Genomic DNA, 15,345 nt, shown 5'->3' with positions numbered 1-15,345 from the left:
CGGTTTCCCAGTGCGGGGATCACATTTCGCGGGCGTTGATCCAGCGGGTGACGGAGGGCAGGGCGGCGAGGATGACCACGCCGAGATAGAGGGCCATGAGGCCGAGAACCCAGGCCAACAGAAGAGGGCTCGTGGGCACGTGCTTCTGCCACTCGAGCACCTGCTCGGCGAAAAGCGGAACGAAGCCGAGAATGACCAGGACTCGGCCAACCGCCGTACGACGCAGCAGCAAGATGCCGCCGGGGATCAGTAGCAAGGCAGCGATCGGGCCGCACACCATCGACGGCAGCACCCCCATGAGCTTCCGCATCTCATCCGAGTAGCTCCACCACAGGTGGTACTGCGCAGCACTTCCCAACGCCGTCAGCAACCCGAACCCGAGAGCCGCGACACCCGCGAGAACCCCGGCGGCGCTGTCCACACGCGGCGGCACCTGCTGCGCGGGATACCAGTAGGGCTGGCCAGGCTGGTTGTACGGGTAGGACATCGAAGCCTCCAGGCTGCTCGTTCGCACGGAAAGTCCTGCGTTGCAAGCAATCCTGCGAGCCAACGCTTAAGCAAACCTTTTCGTCCGGATAACGACCTACGGCACGGGAGGATCTTGGTTCTCACCGCTGGGCGGAAGCCAGGGTTGGTCCCCAGGCGGCAGTTCACCACTGATCACCCCGAGATCCGCACGCGCGCATTCGTAGAACTCATTCCGCCGACGCCCCATCTCCGAGTACTGGCGGACATACTCCGCATGGTCGATGGCGTGGCCCCGCGCAGGCCAACCGAGCTCCCACGCCGCACGATTCCACGCCCGTGCCGCAGCAACAGCACCGGGCGAGCCGAGCAGCAGGACCGCTTCCCACTTGACGGTCTTCTCAGCCTCTGCCTCCGCCAGTGCTTTCAGCCCGACTTCTATGTCCATCGGTTGCGCCACAGCTGGATAGCCGCGGGCCGCCGCCAACCGATATGACACCTGCACGTATTGCTTCAGCGCGTTCGCGAACTCGCTGTACGCCGCCAACCGCTTGTCATCCCACCGCACGTCCTGGGCCCGTCGCCATTTCGCCCGCTCCGTCGATGCCGTCACGATGAACGTCGATCCAGCGCCCAAAACCACCGCCACCAGCGTAAGTACCTGCTGCACAACCGGATTCACTGCTCCAGTCTGAGCTCATGCGGGTCCTGGGAGCCACGGCATTTCCTGCGACTGGAAGCCAAGGTCCGGCGATGCGTTCACGCAGGCGGCTCGAAATAGAAGGAGCCCCTCACCTGTACAGGTGAGGGGCTCCTCAGCGGTGGCGGAGGGATTTGAACCCTCGGAGGGGGGTTACCCCTCACACGCTTTCGAGGCGTGCTCCTTAGGCCGCTCGGACACGCCACCGGTGGTGACTTTACAGGAGGACCCGGCGGAATCCGAAATCGGCTGGAGAGGGGGCTAGGGGCGGTGGGATTGGAAGAAAGAGTCCAGGAGGGCGGCGCATTCGGGTTCGAGGACGCCGGCTCGGACTTGGGGGCGGTGATTGAGACGTCGGTCACGGACCACGTCCCAGAGGGAGCCGACGGCGCCGGTCTTGGGTTCCCAGGCGCCGAAGACGACGCGGGAGACTCGGGAGAGGACCAGGGCGCCGGCGCACATGGTGCAGGGCTCGAGGGTGACGGCGAGGGTCGCGCCCTCGAGCCGCCAGCCGTCGCCGTGGACCCGGGCGGCGGCGCGCAGGGCGAGGACTTCGGCGTGGGCGGTGGGATCCCCCAGGGCTTCACGGGCGTTGGCGGCGCGCGCGAGTTCGCGGCCGTCGGCATCGAAGACGACCGCGCCGACGGGGACGTCGCGCGGGTCGGCCGCGGCCGCGGCGGCGATGGCGGCTCGCATCATCGCCTCATCGGCGGCGAGCGAGCCGGTCAACGCGGGAGCTTGTCCAGGACCGCCGAGAACTCGTTGGCGAAGCCGAGGCGCTGGGCGACCATGCCGAGCTGCTCGTCGGGGTACAGGTCGGTCTCGGCGAGGATGACCGCCAGCACCGGCTCGGGCAGGCCGAGGTCGGAGAGGACGCCGAGGTCGCCCTCTTCCCACGGTTCGACGTCGTCGATCTCGTCGGGGTCGATGTCGGGGACCTCGACATTGAGTTCCTCGAGTACGTCGACCGCGATGTCGTAGTCGATGGCAGCGGTGGCGTCCGAGATCAGGATGCGGCTACCGGTCGGGCCGGGGCGCAGGATGATGAAGAACTCGTCGTCGACGTCGATCAGGCCGAACACCGCGCCGGAACTGCGCAGCGCGCGCAACTCGTCTTCGGCCGCGGACAAACTGGTCAGGGACGCGTCGCTCAGCGGCGTCACCTTCCAGTTGGCTTCCTCACGGACAACGGCCACCGCGAACCCTTCCACGTCGTCGAAGTCGTCCGACGCCGCCCTGTTCGTGCTCGAGCGTTGTGCTGCCATGCGCGCAACGGTAGTCCGCTTCGGGGGAAATGTTGAAGTCGTATGCGAATCTGATCGCATGACGGGCACTTCGAAACCAGCTGTCTGCGTCCTGGGTACCGGTTTGATCGGCGGTTCGGTCCTGCGGGCCACCGCCGCCGGCGGCTACGAGGCCTTCGGCTACAACCGGTCCGAGGTCGGCGCCAAGGCCGCCCGGATGGACGGCTACGACGTGATCAGCGACGTGGAGGCAGTGTTGTCGCGCGCCGCGGAACGCGACGCGCTGATCGTGATCGGCGTGCCCATGCCCGCCATCGACGCGGTGCTCTCCGATGTGAAGACCTACGCCCCCGACTGCGTGCTCACCGACGTGGTGAGCGTGAAAGCCCCGGTCGCGGCCGCCGTCCAACGCCACGAACTGAGCGCCCGCTACGTGGGTGGTCACCCGATGGCCGGGACCAGCGAATCCGGTTGGGCCGCATCCACTCCCGACCTGTTCAAGAACGCCGCCTGGGCGGTCAGCGTGGACCCGGGCGTGCACGCCGACAACTTCCGGCGCGTCGCCCAGCTCGCCCTGGACTGCGGCGCGGTGGTGGTCCCCGTGCTGGCGGTGGAACACGACCGCGCGGTCGCCCGCATCTCGCACCTACCCCACGTGCTCGCGGAAGCTCTCGCCATCGAAGGCGCCAACGGCGGCCCGCTGGCGCTCGGCCTCGCGGCGGGCTCCTTCCGCGACGGCACCCGCGTCGCCGCCACCTCCCCCGAACTGGTCCGCGCCATCTGCGAACCCAATGCCGCGGCCCTGCTGGACGTCCTGGACGACACCCTCGAGGTGCTCACCCAGGCCCGCGACAGCCTGCGCGCCAACGGCACCCTCGCCGAACTGACCGAGGCCGGTCACGACGCCCGCACCGACTACGAGGACAACGAGCGCTGGCCGATCACCGACATCAGCCTGGGTGAGCGCAACTGGCTCACCAAGCTCATCGACGCCGGGCGCGCCGGCGGCGTTCTCACCTCACTGGACTGACCGGGATCAGATCCGTTCGGCCAGGCCCGGATAGTCGAGGAGGAATCCGTCCTGGTCGACGGTGACGGTCGCCGAGGACACCGGGGACAGCACGTGGATGCCGTCCGGCCCGCTGCTGTACGTGAGACTGGCCTCCTGCACCTGCAGGTCCGGTAGCCGCACGTAGACGACCGGAACCTGCACGTCCTCGCTCGCCCGGGCCAGCCCGTAGCGGCGGATCGGGAGCGTGTTGAAGAACGGGCTCAGCACCACGTCCACGTCCAGCGCCCCGCCGAAGGTGGAGCGCACATGGGTGTTTCCGGCGTCGATCAGCCAGTAGTCCTCCTCGTCGCGCGCGATCGAGGCGTGGCGTTCGCCGGTGGCCAGGGTGCTGCGCAGCGACAGCCGCTTGGTGACCCCGGATTCGTCGGTGACCAGGTCGTAGGACGCGCTGAACGCGGGATGGTCCTCGCAGTCGCCGGCGATGATCCGGCCCGCGGCGCGAATCCGGTTGCCGCTCAGCACCACCCGCACCGACTCCATGCGTGAGGCGTTGTGTGCGCGCCAGGTGAGAATGGCCGGCCACCGCTTCGCTCCCGGCTTGGCGTCCTCACTCCCGTTATCCGTCACGCCTATAACCGTAGTTGCAGGCCCCGGCTCGTCCGAGATCCCCGGCCGGTATCACTCCCGGGACCGGACATCGTGATCAACATGCAATGGTGCGGAGCGGTTCTCGGCGTTTCCGCACGCCAACGCCCGCCGATCGATCGCCCGAGTGATAGCGACCGGCTCTGGAAGTCCGGCCCTGTCGGGCGTTGCGCTCGATGTGGATGAGGGGACTCGAGTAACGTGCTCTGCGGCACGGGGACTCCGGGGTGAAAGGGACTGTTGTGACGGGCGCGCGGATGGTCGGCCTGTTCGCCGGCATCGGCGGGCTGGAACTCGGGCTCGCGGCCCACGGGTGGCGCAGTGAACTGCTCTGCGAGATCGATACGGGTGCGCAGGCCGTGCTGGCAGCGCATTTCCCCGGCGTGCCACTGCATTCGGACGTGACCAAGCTGCGCGCGCTGCCGTCCGGGATCGAGCTGGTGGCGGCCGGATTCCCGTGCCAGGACCTGTCCCAGGCCGGGCGCACGGCCGGAATCACCGGTTCCCGTTCGGGTTTGGTGGACGAGGTGTTCCGGCTGGTCAAGCGCCGGCGGGGACCCCGCTGGCTGCTCATCGAGAACGTGCCGTTCATGCTGCAACTCGGCGGCGGCGCGGCCATGCGCCACATCACCGACGCGCTCACCGAACTCGGCTACACCTGGGCCTATCGCGTGGTCGACGCGCGCGCCTTCGGGCTGCCGCAGCGGCGGGAGCGGGTGCTGATGCTGGCGTCCCGCACCGAGGATCCGCGGCCCATCCTGTTCGGGACCGACGCGGGCCCGCGGGAGGTCGGCGATCCGGCGCACGATCCGTGCGGCTTCTACTGGACCGAGGGCAATCGCGGACTGGGCTGGGCCGTGAACGCGGTGCCCACCTTGAAGGGCGGTTCGGGCCTCGGCATCGCCAGCCCGCCCGCGGTCCGGCTGCCGTCGGGGGAACTGGTGACGCCGGGCATCACCGACGGGGAGCGGTTGCAGGGCTTCGACCGCGACTGGACCACGCCGGCGCTGGAGGTGCCGGGCGTGCGCCCCGGGCATCGCTGGAAGCTGGTCGGCAACGCGGTGAGCGTGCGCATGGCCGAGTGGATCGCCGGGCGCGTCACCAACCCGGCCGACGACCCGATCCCCGACGGCGAACCGCTGACCCGCCGCAGCTGGCCGACCGCGGCCTGGGGGCATCGCGGGGAGGTCCGGCGGGTTCCGGTGTCCACCTGGCCGGTTCACGCGCCGTACGAGGACCTGCGCTGGTTCCTCGACGATCCCCGGCTGCTGTCGGCCCGGGCGACCGCCGGATTCCTGCGCCGCACCCAGATGGGATCGCTGCGCTTCCCGGAGGGCTTCCTCGACGATGTCGAGAACCATCTCGAGCGTATGGGAGGCGCTCCCGTCAAAGCCGCGTGATCCTTGCCCGGCGCACCGGCCGCGGCAAGGATGGCCGGATGACGGATGCGCGGCCGGGCACCGATGCGGCGACCAGCGCCCGCATGGCCAAGCAGCGCCGCGTGGGGACGAAGCCGGAGCTGGCCCTGCGGCGGGAATTGCATCGGCGCGGTGAGCGCTACTTCGTGGACCGGGCGCCGCTGCCGGGACTGCGGCGGCGCGCGGATCTGGTGTTCCCGCGGCGGAAGGTGGCGGTCTATGTGGACGGGTGCTTCTGGCACAGCTGCCCGCAGCACGCGACCCGGCCGAAGAACAATGCCGACTGGTGGGCCGAGAAGCTGGCCGGGAACGTGGCGCGCGACCGCGACACCGATGCCCGGCTGGTGGCCGCGGGCTGGACCGTGGTGCGGGTGTGGGAACACGAGGCCGCCGAATCGGCTGCCGACCTGGTGATGACCGCTTTGTCGCGCCAGCTGTGAGGTCGCTGTCAGTACATGGGCGACAATGGACTGGTGACCGGACCACCCGACCAGTCCGGATGGAACGAATAACTGCCGGGCAGGGCAGTCCGAGTGAGCGAGGCCAGCGAAAGCGAGCGCGGTGATGCCAACCGAGCAGAAACTAGCCGAGGCGGCTCCGAGCACGACCGTGCTCCAGCCACGATGGCGACGGGCACTGCGATGGTTCATCGCGATCTTGATCGCGGTCGCCGGACTCGGTTACTCCTCCTGGGTCCTGGAATTCATCCTGCCCATCCAGAGCAACCCGACCAACACCTTCCTCAGCCAGCTGGCCGAGAAGGGCGCACCGTTCCGCTGGGTCTTCACGACCGGTGACACCGTCTCCGGCTCGCTGCTGGTGGTGGCGGGACTGGGCGGCGTGCTGCTGTTCTCGCGGCGGCTCTACTCCACCATCGGCTGGGTGGCGCTGGCCTGCTTCGGCGCGGCCACCATCGCGGACGCGCAGTGGCCGATCGTGCCCGACGAGCCGGGCGCGCCCAAACGCTATGTGGACACCGGGCTGTTCCCGCAGCTGCACCAGATTCACGCGCTGACCAGCACCCTGGCCGTCTTCTCCATCTACATCGCGATGATCGCGTTCACGGTGGCCGCGTTCAAGTACCGGCGCTGGCCGATCCTGCGGCACACCGGGCTGTGGATTCTGATCGTCGGCTCGGTGGTGACGGCGTGGATGCTGATCGCCGACAACCTGCCCGGCAACTACGGCCTGGGCATCGCGCAGCGCATCCAGGTCGGGGCCATGTCCCTGTGGCTGGTGGCACTGGCCGTGCAAATCGTTGTGGCCGAACGCGATTCCGGGACGCCGTCCCGGCACCGGCGCACCGCGCGCTCGTCCGGCCGCTGACCGCCCGCAGCGGTTAGGGTCGGATCGTGACCAGCGACGCGCACCTCGCCGACACCGCCGCCCAGCTCGACACCGTCGCCGCCGCGACCGAGCGCCTGCTCCCCGCGGTCGCCGCGCTGAGCGAGGCCGACCTCGTCGACCCCTCCCTGCTGCCCGGCTGGACCCGCGGCCATGTGCTCGCGCACCTCTCCCGCAATGCCGACAGCCTGGTCAACCTGCTGCTGTGGGCCCGCACCGGCATCGAAACCCCGCAGTACGCAAGCCAATACCTCCGAGACTCCGATATCGAGGCCGGTGCGCCGCGCCCGCTGCGCGACCAACTCGAGGACCTCACCGCCTCCGCCGAACGCTGGCTGACCCTGGCCCGGGCCATGCCCGCCGACAGCTGGACCGCCACCGTCCGCAACCGCATGGGCGGCGAGATCCCCGCGATGCGCGTCATCTGGATGCGCCTGCTGGAGGTGGAGATCCACCACGTCGACCTGAACATCGGCTACACCCCCGCCGACTGGCCCGAGGAGTTCACCACCCGCCTCCTCGCGCAGTCCCTGAGCGAGGTGAAGCCCGCCGACGACGCGGGCTTCACGGTCACCGCCACCGACACCGGCTTCACCGGCGCAGTGGGCGCCCAGGGCCCCGAAATCACCGGCCCAGCCGCGTCCCTGGCGGCCTGGCTCATCGGCCGCTCCCCCGGCGCCGACCTCACCGGCGATCTCCCCGCCCTCGCCGCCTGGAAGTAGCCGCACCCACCAAAAGCCAAGTGCCCCACACCGTTTGGTGTGGGGCACTTGTTTGTGCGCCCGAAGGGATTCGAACCCCTAACCTTCTGATCCGTAGTCAGATGCTCTATCCGTTGAGCTACGGGCGCATGTCTATTCAAATGTCCACCCGGCGTACCGGGCGGTGGCGGAGGCGAGAGGATTTGAACCTCCGGTCCCCGTGAAGGGACAACTCATTAGCAGTGAGTCCCATTCGGCCGCTCTGGCACGCCTCCTGGTGCCCCTCTTCGAGGGCGCCGGTTCCTTTCGAACCGCCGGGACAGAAGATTACACAGCGGGTGACCAATAGGCCAAATCGGCTGGTCAGCGTAGGTGCGAGTCGAACCATTCGTAGATTCTGGTCTGTGCGTCGAGCACGGAGACGTCGTCGACGGCGGCGGGGTCGAATCCGGGTTGGTCGGGGCGGTGGTGGAGACCGGGGTAGGTGACCACCAGGGTGGCGACGTCGGCGCGGGCGGCGGCCTCGCGGAGGCGGTCCACCTGATCGGGCGGCGTGCGCGGGTCGTCCTCGCCGAAGAGGCCGAGCCAGGGGGCCTGGAAGGCGGGCGCGGCGGCGAGCAGGGCGACGGCCTGCTCGTTGAGGGGCGTTTCGATGCCGGGGGCGGCGACGCTGACGGCCGCGCCGACGCGGCGGTTGGTGGCGACCAGGGCGGCGGCGGTGCCGGCGGAGTCGAAGCCGAGGACGCCGATGCAGTCGCGGAAGACGCCGTGTCCGGTGAGCCACTCGAAGCAGGCGTCGAAGTCGGCGAAGAGGTCGTCGCCGAAGACGCGGTCGACGAGGCTGCCGTTGGCGGGGCGGTGGAACAGATCGGGGGCGATGACGGTCCAGCCGTCGGCGGCGAGCGCTCGCATGAGTTCCAGCAATGGCTCGGTGAATTCACGTGATTCGTGCAACACCACGATGCCGCCACGCGTGTGTCCCTCGGGTTCGAGCACGGTCAGCGCTATCGCGGTGGTGTCGTGCACAGGGGCCAGTTCTCGATAGATGCCCGACATAGGGCCACTGTAGTTGCGCTAGGTAAAAACGGGATAAATCTTTCCGCCGGTCAGGAGGGCCGGAGATATTCCAGCCGAGTGCGATTCGAGCCCGGCTCGGGGCTGGCGAGCAAACCCCGGCCGACGTTCGCGCGAACCGGGCGGCACCCCCGGGCGACCCCGCCGGCACTGGACATAGGGTGGAGGGGTGAGCGCGCACATTCGCCCGGACCTCGATGCCATCCCGGCGTACGTCGCCGGCAAGACCCACCCCGGCGCGGTGAAGCTGGCCAGCAATGAGACCACCTTCCCGCCGCTGCCGTCGGTGACCAAGGCCATTGCCGAGGCGGTCGAGCTGTCCAACCGGTACCCGGACAACCACGCCATCGAATTGCGCGGCGCCATCGCGGATTTCCTGGGCGTGGAGCTGGAGAACGTGGCGGCCGGCTGCGGCAGCGTCGCGCTCTGCCAGGAGCTGGTGCAGATCACCTGCCGCAACCCCGACGACGAGGTGCTGTTCGCGTGGCGCTCGTTCGAGGCGTACCCGATCGTCACCCAGGTGGCGGGCGCGAAGGCGGTGCAGGTGCCGCTGGACGATGAATTCACCCACGACCTGGACGCTTTGGCGGCGGCGATCACCCCGAAGACCCGCGTGGTGTTCGTGTGCAACCCGAACAATCCGACCGGCACCGCGCGCGACCGGGCCGAGATCGTGGAGTTCCTCGACAAGGTGCCCTCCGACGTCCTGGTGGTGCTGGACGAGGCGTACTTCGAGTACGTGCGGATGCCCGCCGAGGACTTCCCGGACGGCGTCGAACTGGGCCGCACGCGCCCGAATGTGCTGGTGCTGCGGACGTTTTCGAAGGCGTACGGCCTGGCGGGGCTGCGCGTCGGCTACGCGGTCGGCGCGCCCGAGGTGATCACCGCGCTGATGAAGGTGCACATCCCGTTCAGCGTGAGCCGGGTGGCGCAGGCGGCGGCCATCGCGTCGCTGGAGGCGCGGCCGGAGCTGATCGAGCGCACCGATGCGGTTGTGGCCGAACGGGATCGCATGCGCGCCGCGCTGCTGGCGGCGGGCTACCGGGTGCCGCCGAGTCACGCCAACTTCGTCTGGCTGCCGCTGGGCGACCGCAGCGCCGAATACGGGGCGGCCAGCACCGAGGCGGGGGTCATCATCCGGCCCTACGGCGCGGACGGCGTGCGCGTCACGGCGGGCGATCCGCACGAGAACGACGCGTTCCTGGAGTTCGCCACCGATCCGGCGACGATCGCGCGCTTCATCTAGAACACGTTCCTGTTAGGGTCGGCACGCGCCTCGAATCCACACCGGCGCAACCGAAGACCTGACAGGGGGCGCCGCCGCATGCCGTTCGTGACGACCGAAGACGGGGCGAAGATCCACTATCGCGACACCGGCGGCGACGGCCCGGCGGTGCTGCTGATGCACGGCTTCTTCCAGGACACCGAGATGTGGGCCGCCCAGGAGGCGTCCCTGGCCCCGGACTACCGGATCGTCACCATCGACGCGCGCGGCCACGGCCACACCGAGGACCCGGCCGAGCCGTTCGACAACTGGCGATTGGCCTGGGACGCATGGGCTGTCATCGATCACCTCGGCCTGGACCGGCTGGTCGTGGGCGGCCTGCTGCAGGGCGGCTGGGTCGGCATGCGCATGGCGCTGCTGCAGCCCGCGCGGGTGCGCGGCCTGGTCCTGATCGGCACCCGGGCCGACGCCTACGACGACGCGGAATCCGTTGGCTTCGAGATGATCATCATGAACCAGTGGATCCTGGGCGACGTCCCGTTGGAGCCCATCGCCACCCCGATCGCGGTGCAGATGATCGGCGGCACCCGCGAACAGCGCCGCTACTGGCTCGACAAGTGGAACGCCGCGGACCGCCGTCGGCTCGAGCAGGCCGGTCGCTGCCTCATCGACCGTGAGTCCATCGTCGACCTGGTCAAGGACGTCACCGCGCCCGCGCTGCTCATGCACGGGGTGCAGGATCAGATCCACAGCCGCCGCCAGACCGAGGAACTGGCCGCGCAGCTGGGCGGTCCGACCCGGGTCGAGACCATCGAGGGACTCGGCGCGGCGCACTCGGTGCCGTTCACCCACCCCGAGGTCACCGACCCGATCATCCGCGACTGGCTCGCGAATCTGCCCGCCTAGAAAGGCGAAATGCCGACGGCCAAGGGGTGTGAAATCCCTTGGCCGCCAGCATCTTCACGCGGAAGCGGAGGGATTTGAACCCCCGGTTGCTTTCACAACGCTCGCTTTCAAGGCGAGTGCATTCGGCCGCTCTGCCACGCTTCCAAGCGGACTGATGGTAACTGATGGCGCGTGCGGTCGGCCTGCCGCTTCCGGATCGGCATAGCCGGTCACTCGAGATCGGCGGCCGGCCTGGTGTCCGCGCGGTGGTCGGCGGCCAGGTTCACCAGGTCCAGGGCCGCGGCCACCGCGGCCAGCTGCTGCGGTGTGAGCAGGTCCACGAAGAACCGGCGGACCGCGGCGACGTGGGCGGGCGCGGCGGTCCGCAGCCGGCACAGGCCCTCGTCGGTGAGCTGGGCCAGGACACCCCGGCCGTCGTCCTCGCAGGCGATCCGGCGGACCATGCGCTGCGCCTCCATACGGCGGATCTGGTGGGTGAGACGGCTGCGGGAGGACAGCACGCCGTCGGCGAGGTCGCTCATGCGCAGGGCGCGGCCGGGGGCCTCGGAGAGTTTGGTCAGGATGCGGTACTCGGCCAGGGACAGGTCGCAGTCGCGTTGCAGCTGCCGGTTGAGGTCGGACATGAGGCGCTGGCTGCCGTCCATGTAGGCGCGCCAGGCACGCTGCTGCTCCGGGGTGAGCCACCTCGGTTCGAGCGTGTTCCGGCCCGCGGCAGCGGCCACCGGCTCATTGTTGTGACGGCGTGTGATCGCCCCTCCTCAGCTCGGCGGTCCCGCGCGGTTTCCCCCCGCAGAATTCCTCCGCGTGCCCGGGCTAAACGCGGTAGGACGAGATCATGGTCCGGCTCAGTTCGTGCGGACCGCGGCAGCCCGAAAGCCCCATGGCCGCATCGAAATCCGCGAGCAGGCAGCGCAGCGCGTGGCGCACGCCGTCCGCGCCCGCCAGGCCCAGGCCGTACACCCAGGGGCGGCCGTAGAGGACGGCCTTGGCGCCCAGCGACAGCGCGATCATGACGTCGGAACCGGTGCGGATGCCGGAGTCGAAGAGCACGTCCGCGCGATCGCCGACGGTGGCCACGATGGTCGGCAGCGCGTCCAGCGCACCGACCGCCCCGTCCACCTGACGGCCGCCGTGATTGCTCACGATCACCGCGTCCGCGCCCGCGTCCACCACCTGGCGGGCGTCGTCGGGGTGCAGGATGCCCTTCACGGCGATGGGCAGTTCGGTCCAGTCCCGCAGCCGGGCCAGGTCCGCGGGGCGCAGCGCGTGATTGCCGAACAGCCCGGACCAGGTGAGCACGGCCGCGCGCAGCGCCTCCTCGCTCTCCTCCGGCGGGGCGCTCAGCTTGGCCCGGAAGACCGGGTCGGACAGGTAGTTGGCGATGCCCTGGCCGTGCAGGAACGGCAGGTGGCCGTGCTGGAGATCGCGGGGTCGCCAGCCCAGCGCGGGGGTGTCGGCGGTGACGACGATGGCCTTGGCGCCGGACTTCTCGGCGCGTTCGACGAAGGAGCGGGCCAGCTCCATGTCATTGGGCCAGTACAGCTGATACCACCAGGCCCCGGCCCGGGCGCCCACCTCCTCGATGGTGGAGGAGGCGGCGGTGGACAGGCACATGCCGATGCCCAGTTCCTTGGTGACGTCGGCGACGAAGGTCTCGCCGCGCTCGCGCAGCAGACCCAGCACGCCGACCGGCGCGGTGAGAATCGGTGCGGCCAACCGGGTTCCGAGCACCTCGACCGAGTGGTCGCGCGCGCCGGGCCCGCTCGCGCCGCGCAGCACGCGCGGCAGCAGCCGGTACTTCTCGAAGGCGGCGAGATTGGCGTGCGCGGTGCGTTCGGAGGACGCGCTGCCCGCCACATAAGCGAAGGCCGCCGGATCCAGCACTTCCCGAGCCCGCTCTTCCAGGCCCGCCGCGGTCATCGGGAGCGCCGGGACAGCGCCCGCCAGACCGGCGAGATAGATCTCGTTCTGGAAGTCGACGAAACTGCTCATGCCCCGGAACGCTAGTACCTTCGACCCGGCTGCGTATCGGGTCGAAATTACTCGGGGACTATCGGCGGTTTCGGACGCGGACCAGGGCGCGCGGGGCGTCGTTGGCGACGAATCCGGACATCGCCATGGCGGCCAGGATGACCATGCCGCCGAGAACGGTCAGGGTGGTGATCATGGAATCTCCTTTCGAAACCCTCCACACACACGGTGCCGGTCGAAGCTGAGAGAATGCTGTACCGCGCCCGAGGGTGGCCTGACAGTAATCGGTGCGGCTCGGTCGTAGGCTCGTTTTCATGTATGCGGTGACACTCGACGGTTTCGGTGGGCCAGAGGTCATGAAATGGGCGCAGGTGGACGACCTGCCCGCGCCCGGACCGGGCGAAGTGGCGATCGATGTGACGGCCGCGGGGGTGAACCGCGCGGACCTGCTGCAACGGCAGGGCCTGTATCCCCCGCCGACCGGCGCGAGCGAGATCCTGGGCCTGGAGGTGTCCGGGACCGTCGCGGAAGTCGGTCCCGGCGTACGGGATTGGCGGCCCGGCGATCGGGTGTGCGCGCTGCTGGCCGGCGGCGGCTACGCCGAACGGGTGAACGCGCCCGCCTCCCAGCTGCTGCCGGTACCCGACGGCCTGGACGTGGCCGCCGCGGCCGCGCTGCCCGAGGCGGCGGCCACCGTGTGGTCCAACCTGGTGATGACCGCGGGCCTGCACAGCGGGCAGTTGCTGCTGATTCACGGCGGCGGTAGCGGTATCGGCACGCACGCCATCCAGGTGGCGCGGGCGCTGGGCGCGCGGGTCGCGGTGACGGCCGGATCGCAGTTCAAGCTGGATCGATGCGCGGAATTGGGCGCGACGGTGCTGATCAATTACCGCGAGCACGATTTCGTGACCACGCTGCACAGCGAATATCCCGGCGCCGACATCATTCTCGACAATATGGGCGCGTCCTATCTGAAGCGCAATGTCGAGGCGCTCGCCGAGGACGGGCACCTGGTGGTGATCGGCATGCAGGGCGGCGTGCAGGCGGAACTGAATCTGGGCGTGCTGCTGGGCAAGCGGGGCTCGGTGCACGCCACCAATCTGCGCCGCCGCCCCGAGCACGGGCGCGGGTCGAAGGCGGAGATCATCACCGAACTGCGCCGCCACCTGTGGCCGTTGATCTCCGACGGCACGGTGGCGCCGGTGGTGTCGGCCGAGGTTCCGGTGACCGAGGTGGCGCGGGCGCACCGGCTGCTGGACTCCGAGGAGACCGTCGGCAAGGTGATCCTGCAGATCCGCGAGGTCTAGGGCCTAGGTGTCGAGGGCGGCCAGCGCGCGGCCGAGCTGGTCGATCTCGAAAGTCGTTGTGTAGGGCGCGAGTCCGATGGTCACCGCGCCGCCCTCGTCATTGACGCCCAGGGCGTCGAGCAGGCGGCTGCCGCCGTGGGAGCCGCTCAGCGTGCCGATGCGGGCGTCGGCCAGCTTGGCGGAGACCTTCTCCGCCTGCATGCCCGAGATGGTGAAGCTCACCGTCGGGATGCGGGTGGAGGCGCGGCCGATCACGGTCAGATTGGGGATGGTGTCCAGCACCGCCATCAGATGCTCGAAGAGCTGATCGTGGTAGTCCTGCAGCGAGGTGATCGACATCTCCAGGCGTTCGCGGCGGGTGCCGGTGGCGCGCTCGTCCAGCGAGGCCAGGTAGTCGATGGAGGTGGTGAGCCCGGCCAGCAGCGCGTACTGGTGACCGCCCACCTCGAGCCGTTCCGCGCCCTTGGCATAGGGATTCAGCGACATGGACGGAATCCGGTCCAGGAAGGCCGGATCGCGGAAGACCAGCGCGCCGATCTGCGGGCCGCCCCAGGCCGGTGCGCTCAGGGCGATCACGTCGGCATTGAGTTCGTCGATGTCGATGAGCGCGTAGGGCGCGGCGCCGAAGCAGTCGGCGACCAGCAGGCCGCCGACCTCGTGCACGCGGTCCGCGGCCACCCGGACCGCGGGCGCGGAGCCCACGATGGGTGAGGCCGCGGTCAGCGCGACCAGGCGGGCGGTGGGTCCGATGAGTTCCTCGAACTGCCAGGCCGGCATCTCGCAGGTCTCGATCTCGACCTCGGCCCAGCGCACGTGCGCGCCATAGCGATTCGCGATGCGCAGCCAGGGCGCGACATTCGCCTCGTCATCCAGGCGCGACAGCACGATCCCGGTGCCCAGACCCAGCCGGGAGCTCAGCGATTCGGCCAGCCAGGCCAGCAGGACCGCGCGATCCGGGCCGAGCACCACGCCCGCCGGATCGCCGCCGACCAGATCGGCGACGGCCTCGCGCGCCGCCTCCAGGATCGCGGCGCTGCGCTTGGCCGCGCCGTGCCGATTGGAGTGCAAGAAGGCGGAGGTCCGGAAACCCGTTGAGACGGCCCGGGATACCGAATCCGGGACCAGCATGCCCGCTTGAGGGTCTAGATGGATCCAGCCGTCGCCCAGGGACGGAATCAGGCCCCGCACCCGTGCGACGTCGTAAGTCATGCTGGCCACTCTAAAGGGAGAGGGCACGACTGGGTAACGGTAGGGATGGAAGCGTCCTCCCAGAAAGGGACGACCTGCATCTACCGAACAAACTGGACGGGACGGTGTTTATATTGCCCCTCCG

At 69.5% G+C, this 15,345-nt stretch carries 17 protein-coding genes and 4 tRNA genes; 8 read left to right on the top strand and 13 right to left on the bottom strand.

Annotated elements, in window-relative coordinates:
- Positions 1-19: 19 nt before the first annotated feature.
- The 5 genes from ACQP06_RS01085 to ACQP06_RS01065 form a co-directional block, all read right to left on the bottom strand.
- Positions 20-487 carry a hypothetical protein gene (locus ACQP06_RS01085; protein ID WP_433669812.1) on the bottom strand — a complete coding sequence of 156 codons (468 nt, stop codon included), beginning with the start codon at positions 485-487 and terminating at the stop codon, positions 20-22.
- A gap of 96 nt (positions 488-583) precedes the next feature.
- Complete coding sequence (locus tag ACQP06_RS01080) at positions 584-1,147, bottom strand: hypothetical protein (RefSeq protein ID WP_433669811.1); 564 nt, start codon at positions 1,145-1,147, stop codon at positions 584-586.
- Positions 1,148-1,284: 137 nt separating this feature from the next.
- Positions 1,285-1,372, bottom strand: a tRNA-Ser gene (locus ACQP06_RS01075).
- 54 nt (positions 1,373-1,426) lie between these two features.
- The gene (locus ACQP06_RS01070; RefSeq protein WP_433594807.1) at positions 1,427-1,864 is read right to left on the bottom strand and encodes a nucleoside deaminase; all 438 of its coding nucleotides are present in this window, start codon (positions 1,862-1,864) and stop codon (positions 1,427-1,429) included.
- 26 nt (positions 1,865-1,890) lie between these two features.
- On the bottom strand, positions 1,891-2,430 hold the full coding sequence (locus ACQP06_RS01065) for a tRNA adenosine deaminase-associated protein (RefSeq protein WP_433669809.1): 540 nt from the start codon (positions 2,428-2,430) through the stop codon (positions 1,891-1,893).
- Between the two features lie 58 nt (positions 2,431-2,488).
- On the opposite strand from ACQP06_RS01065, the gene ACQP06_RS01060 reads away from it, so the two are divergent.
- Positions 2,489-3,439 (top strand): prephenate dehydrogenase, encoded by a 951-nt coding sequence (locus tag ACQP06_RS01060; RefSeq protein WP_433669807.1) that lies wholly within the window; start codon positions 2,489-2,491, stop codon positions 3,437-3,439.
- Positions 3,440-3,445: 6 nt separating this feature from the next.
- Here the strand turns inward: ACQP06_RS01060 and ACQP06_RS01055 are convergent, their stop codons facing one another.
- Positions 3,446-4,048 carry a putative glycolipid-binding domain-containing protein gene (locus tag ACQP06_RS01055; protein ID WP_404204459.1) on the bottom strand — a complete coding sequence of 201 codons (603 nt, stop codon included), beginning with the start codon at positions 4,046-4,048 and terminating at the stop codon, positions 3,446-3,448.
- Positions 4,049-4,323: 275 nt separating this feature from the next.
- Here ACQP06_RS01055 and ACQP06_RS01050 point away from each other — a divergent pair, with 275 nt between their 5' ends.
- The 4 genes from ACQP06_RS01050 (at position 4,324) to ACQP06_RS01035 (ending at position 7,550) form a co-directional block, all read left to right on the top strand.
- The gene (locus ACQP06_RS01050) at positions 4,324-5,466 is read left to right on the top strand and encodes a DNA cytosine methyltransferase (RefSeq protein WP_433673542.1); all 1,143 of its coding nucleotides are present in this window, start codon (positions 4,324-4,326) and stop codon (positions 5,464-5,466) included.
- A 38-nt stretch (positions 5,467-5,504) separates the two neighbouring features.
- A complete protein-coding gene (locus ACQP06_RS01045; RefSeq protein WP_433669806.1) occupies positions 5,505-5,924 on the top strand; it encodes a very short patch repair endonuclease in 420 nt (139 codons plus the stop codon).
- Between the two features lie 124 nt (positions 5,925-6,048).
- Positions 6,049-6,810 (top strand): DUF998 domain-containing protein, encoded by a 762-nt coding sequence (locus tag ACQP06_RS01040; RefSeq protein ID WP_433669804.1) that lies wholly within the window; start codon positions 6,049-6,051, stop codon positions 6,808-6,810.
- 26 nt (positions 6,811-6,836) lie between these two features.
- Positions 6,837-7,550, top strand: coding sequence for a maleylpyruvate isomerase family mycothiol-dependent enzyme (locus ACQP06_RS01035; protein WP_433669802.1), 714 nt, complete (start codon positions 6,837-6,839; stop codon positions 7,548-7,550).
- A gap of 55 nt (positions 7,551-7,605) precedes the next feature.
- Here ACQP06_RS01035 and ACQP06_RS01030 read toward each other — a convergent pair.
- The 3 genes from ACQP06_RS01030 to ACQP06_RS01020 all read right to left on the bottom strand — a co-directional run bounded on the left by ACQP06_RS01030 (position 7,606) and on the right by ACQP06_RS01020 (position 8,585).
- Positions 7,606-7,678: transfer RNA gene (locus ACQP06_RS01030), tRNA-Arg, on the bottom strand.
- A 36-nt stretch (positions 7,679-7,714) separates the two neighbouring features.
- Positions 7,715-7,804 (bottom strand) — tRNA-Ser (locus tag ACQP06_RS01025).
- Positions 7,805-7,892: 88 nt separating this feature from the next.
- Positions 7,893-8,585: a dienelactone hydrolase family protein gene (locus ACQP06_RS01020; RefSeq protein WP_433669800.1), complete on the bottom strand. Its 693-nt coding sequence runs from the start codon at positions 8,583-8,585 to the stop codon at positions 7,893-7,895.
- 187 nt (positions 8,586-8,772) lie between these two features.
- Here ACQP06_RS01020 and hisC point away from each other — a divergent pair, with 187 nt between their 5' ends.
- Together hisC and ACQP06_RS01010 are read left to right on the top strand one after the other, a co-directional pair.
- The gene (hisC, locus tag ACQP06_RS01015) at positions 8,773-9,849 is read left to right on the top strand and encodes a histidinol-phosphate transaminase (RefSeq protein ID WP_433669798.1); all 1,077 of its coding nucleotides are present in this window, start codon (positions 8,773-8,775) and stop codon (positions 9,847-9,849) included.
- 87 nt (positions 9,850-9,936) lie between these two features.
- Positions 9,937-10,734 (top strand): alpha/beta fold hydrolase, encoded by a 798-nt coding sequence (locus ACQP06_RS01010; RefSeq protein WP_433669796.1) that lies wholly within the window; start codon positions 9,937-9,939, stop codon positions 10,732-10,734.
- Between the two features lie 59 nt (positions 10,735-10,793).
- Here the strand turns inward: ACQP06_RS01010 and ACQP06_RS01005 are convergent.
- From ACQP06_RS01005 to ACQP06_RS00995, 3 genes are all read right to left on the bottom strand, one after another.
- A tRNA-Ser gene (locus ACQP06_RS01005) sits at positions 10,794-10,878 on the bottom strand.
- Between the two features lie 65 nt (positions 10,879-10,943).
- A complete protein-coding gene (locus ACQP06_RS01000; RefSeq protein WP_433673541.1) occupies positions 10,944-11,378 on the bottom strand; it encodes a MarR family winged helix-turn-helix transcriptional regulator in 435 nt (144 codons plus the stop codon).
- Positions 11,379-11,547: 169 nt separating this feature from the next.
- Positions 11,548-12,726 carry an alpha-hydroxy-acid oxidizing protein gene (locus ACQP06_RS00995; protein WP_433669794.1) on the bottom strand — a complete coding sequence of 393 codons (1,179 nt, stop codon included), beginning with the start codon at positions 12,724-12,726 and terminating at the stop codon, positions 11,548-11,550.
- A gap of 293 nt (positions 12,727-13,019) precedes the next feature.
- On the opposite strand from ACQP06_RS00995, the gene ACQP06_RS00990 reads away from it, so the two are divergent.
- The gene (locus ACQP06_RS00990) at positions 13,020-14,012 is read left to right on the top strand and encodes an NAD(P)H-quinone oxidoreductase (protein ID WP_433669792.1); all 993 of its coding nucleotides are present in this window, start codon (positions 13,020-13,022) and stop codon (positions 14,010-14,012) included.
- 3 nt (positions 14,013-14,015) lie between these two features.
- On the opposite strand, the gene ACQP06_RS00985 is transcribed toward ACQP06_RS00990, so the two are convergent.
- Positions 14,016-15,221 carry a cysteine desulfurase-like protein gene (locus tag ACQP06_RS00985; protein WP_433669790.1) on the bottom strand — a complete coding sequence of 402 codons (1,206 nt, stop codon included), beginning with the start codon at positions 15,219-15,221 and terminating at the stop codon, positions 14,016-14,018.
- Between the last annotated feature and the right edge of the window lie 124 nt (positions 15,222-15,345).

It is taken from the genome of Nocardia sp. CA-136227 (assembly GCF_050955695.1).
GTDB lineage: Bacteria > Actinomycetota > Actinomycetes > Mycobacteriales > Mycobacteriaceae > Nocardia.
This window is presented reverse-complemented; position numbering and strand designations above follow the sequence as displayed.

Coding starts and splice junctions, on each gene's coding strand:
- ACQP06_RS01020 (WP_433669800.1), bottom strand. CDS start 8,585: ATGTCGGGCATCTATCGAGAACTGGCCCCTGTGCACGACACCACCGCG.
- ACQP06_RS01085 (WP_433669812.1), bottom strand. CDS start 487: ATGTCCTACCCGTACAACCAGCCTGGCCAGCCCTACTGGTATCCCGCG.
- ACQP06_RS00985 (WP_433669790.1), bottom strand. CDS start 15,221: ATGACTTACGACGTCGCACGGGTGCGGGGCCTGATTCCGTCCCTGGGC.
- ACQP06_RS01065 (WP_433669809.1), bottom strand. CDS start 2,430: ATGGCAGCACAACGCTCGAGCACGAACAGGGCGGCGTCGGACGACTTC.
- ACQP06_RS00990 (WP_433669792.1), top strand. CDS start 13,020: ATGTATGCGGTGACACTCGACGGTTTCGGTGGGCCAGAGGTCATGAAA.
- ACQP06_RS01040 (WP_433669804.1), top strand. CDS start 6,049: ATGCCAACCGAGCAGAAACTAGCCGAGGCGGCTCCGAGCACGACCGTG.
- ACQP06_RS00995 (WP_433669794.1), bottom strand. CDS start 12,726: ATGAGCAGTTTCGTCGACTTCCAGAACGAGATCTATCTCGCCGGTCTG.
- ACQP06_RS01070 (WP_433594807.1), bottom strand. CDS start 1,864: ATGATGCGAGCCGCCATCGCCGCCGCGGCCGCGGCCGACCCGCGCGAC.
- ACQP06_RS01060 (WP_433669807.1), top strand. CDS start 2,489: ATGACGGGCACTTCGAAACCAGCTGTCTGCGTCCTGGGTACCGGTTTG.
- ACQP06_RS01000 (WP_433673541.1), bottom strand. CDS start 11,378: ATGGACGGCAGCCAGCGCCTCATGTCCGACCTCAACCGGCAGCTGCAA.
- ACQP06_RS01050 (WP_433673542.1), top strand. CDS start 4,324: ATGGTCGGCCTGTTCGCCGGCATCGGCGGGCTGGAACTCGGGCTCGCG.
- ACQP06_RS01045 (WP_433669806.1), top strand. CDS start 5,505: ATGACGGATGCGCGGCCGGGCACCGATGCGGCGACCAGCGCCCGCATG.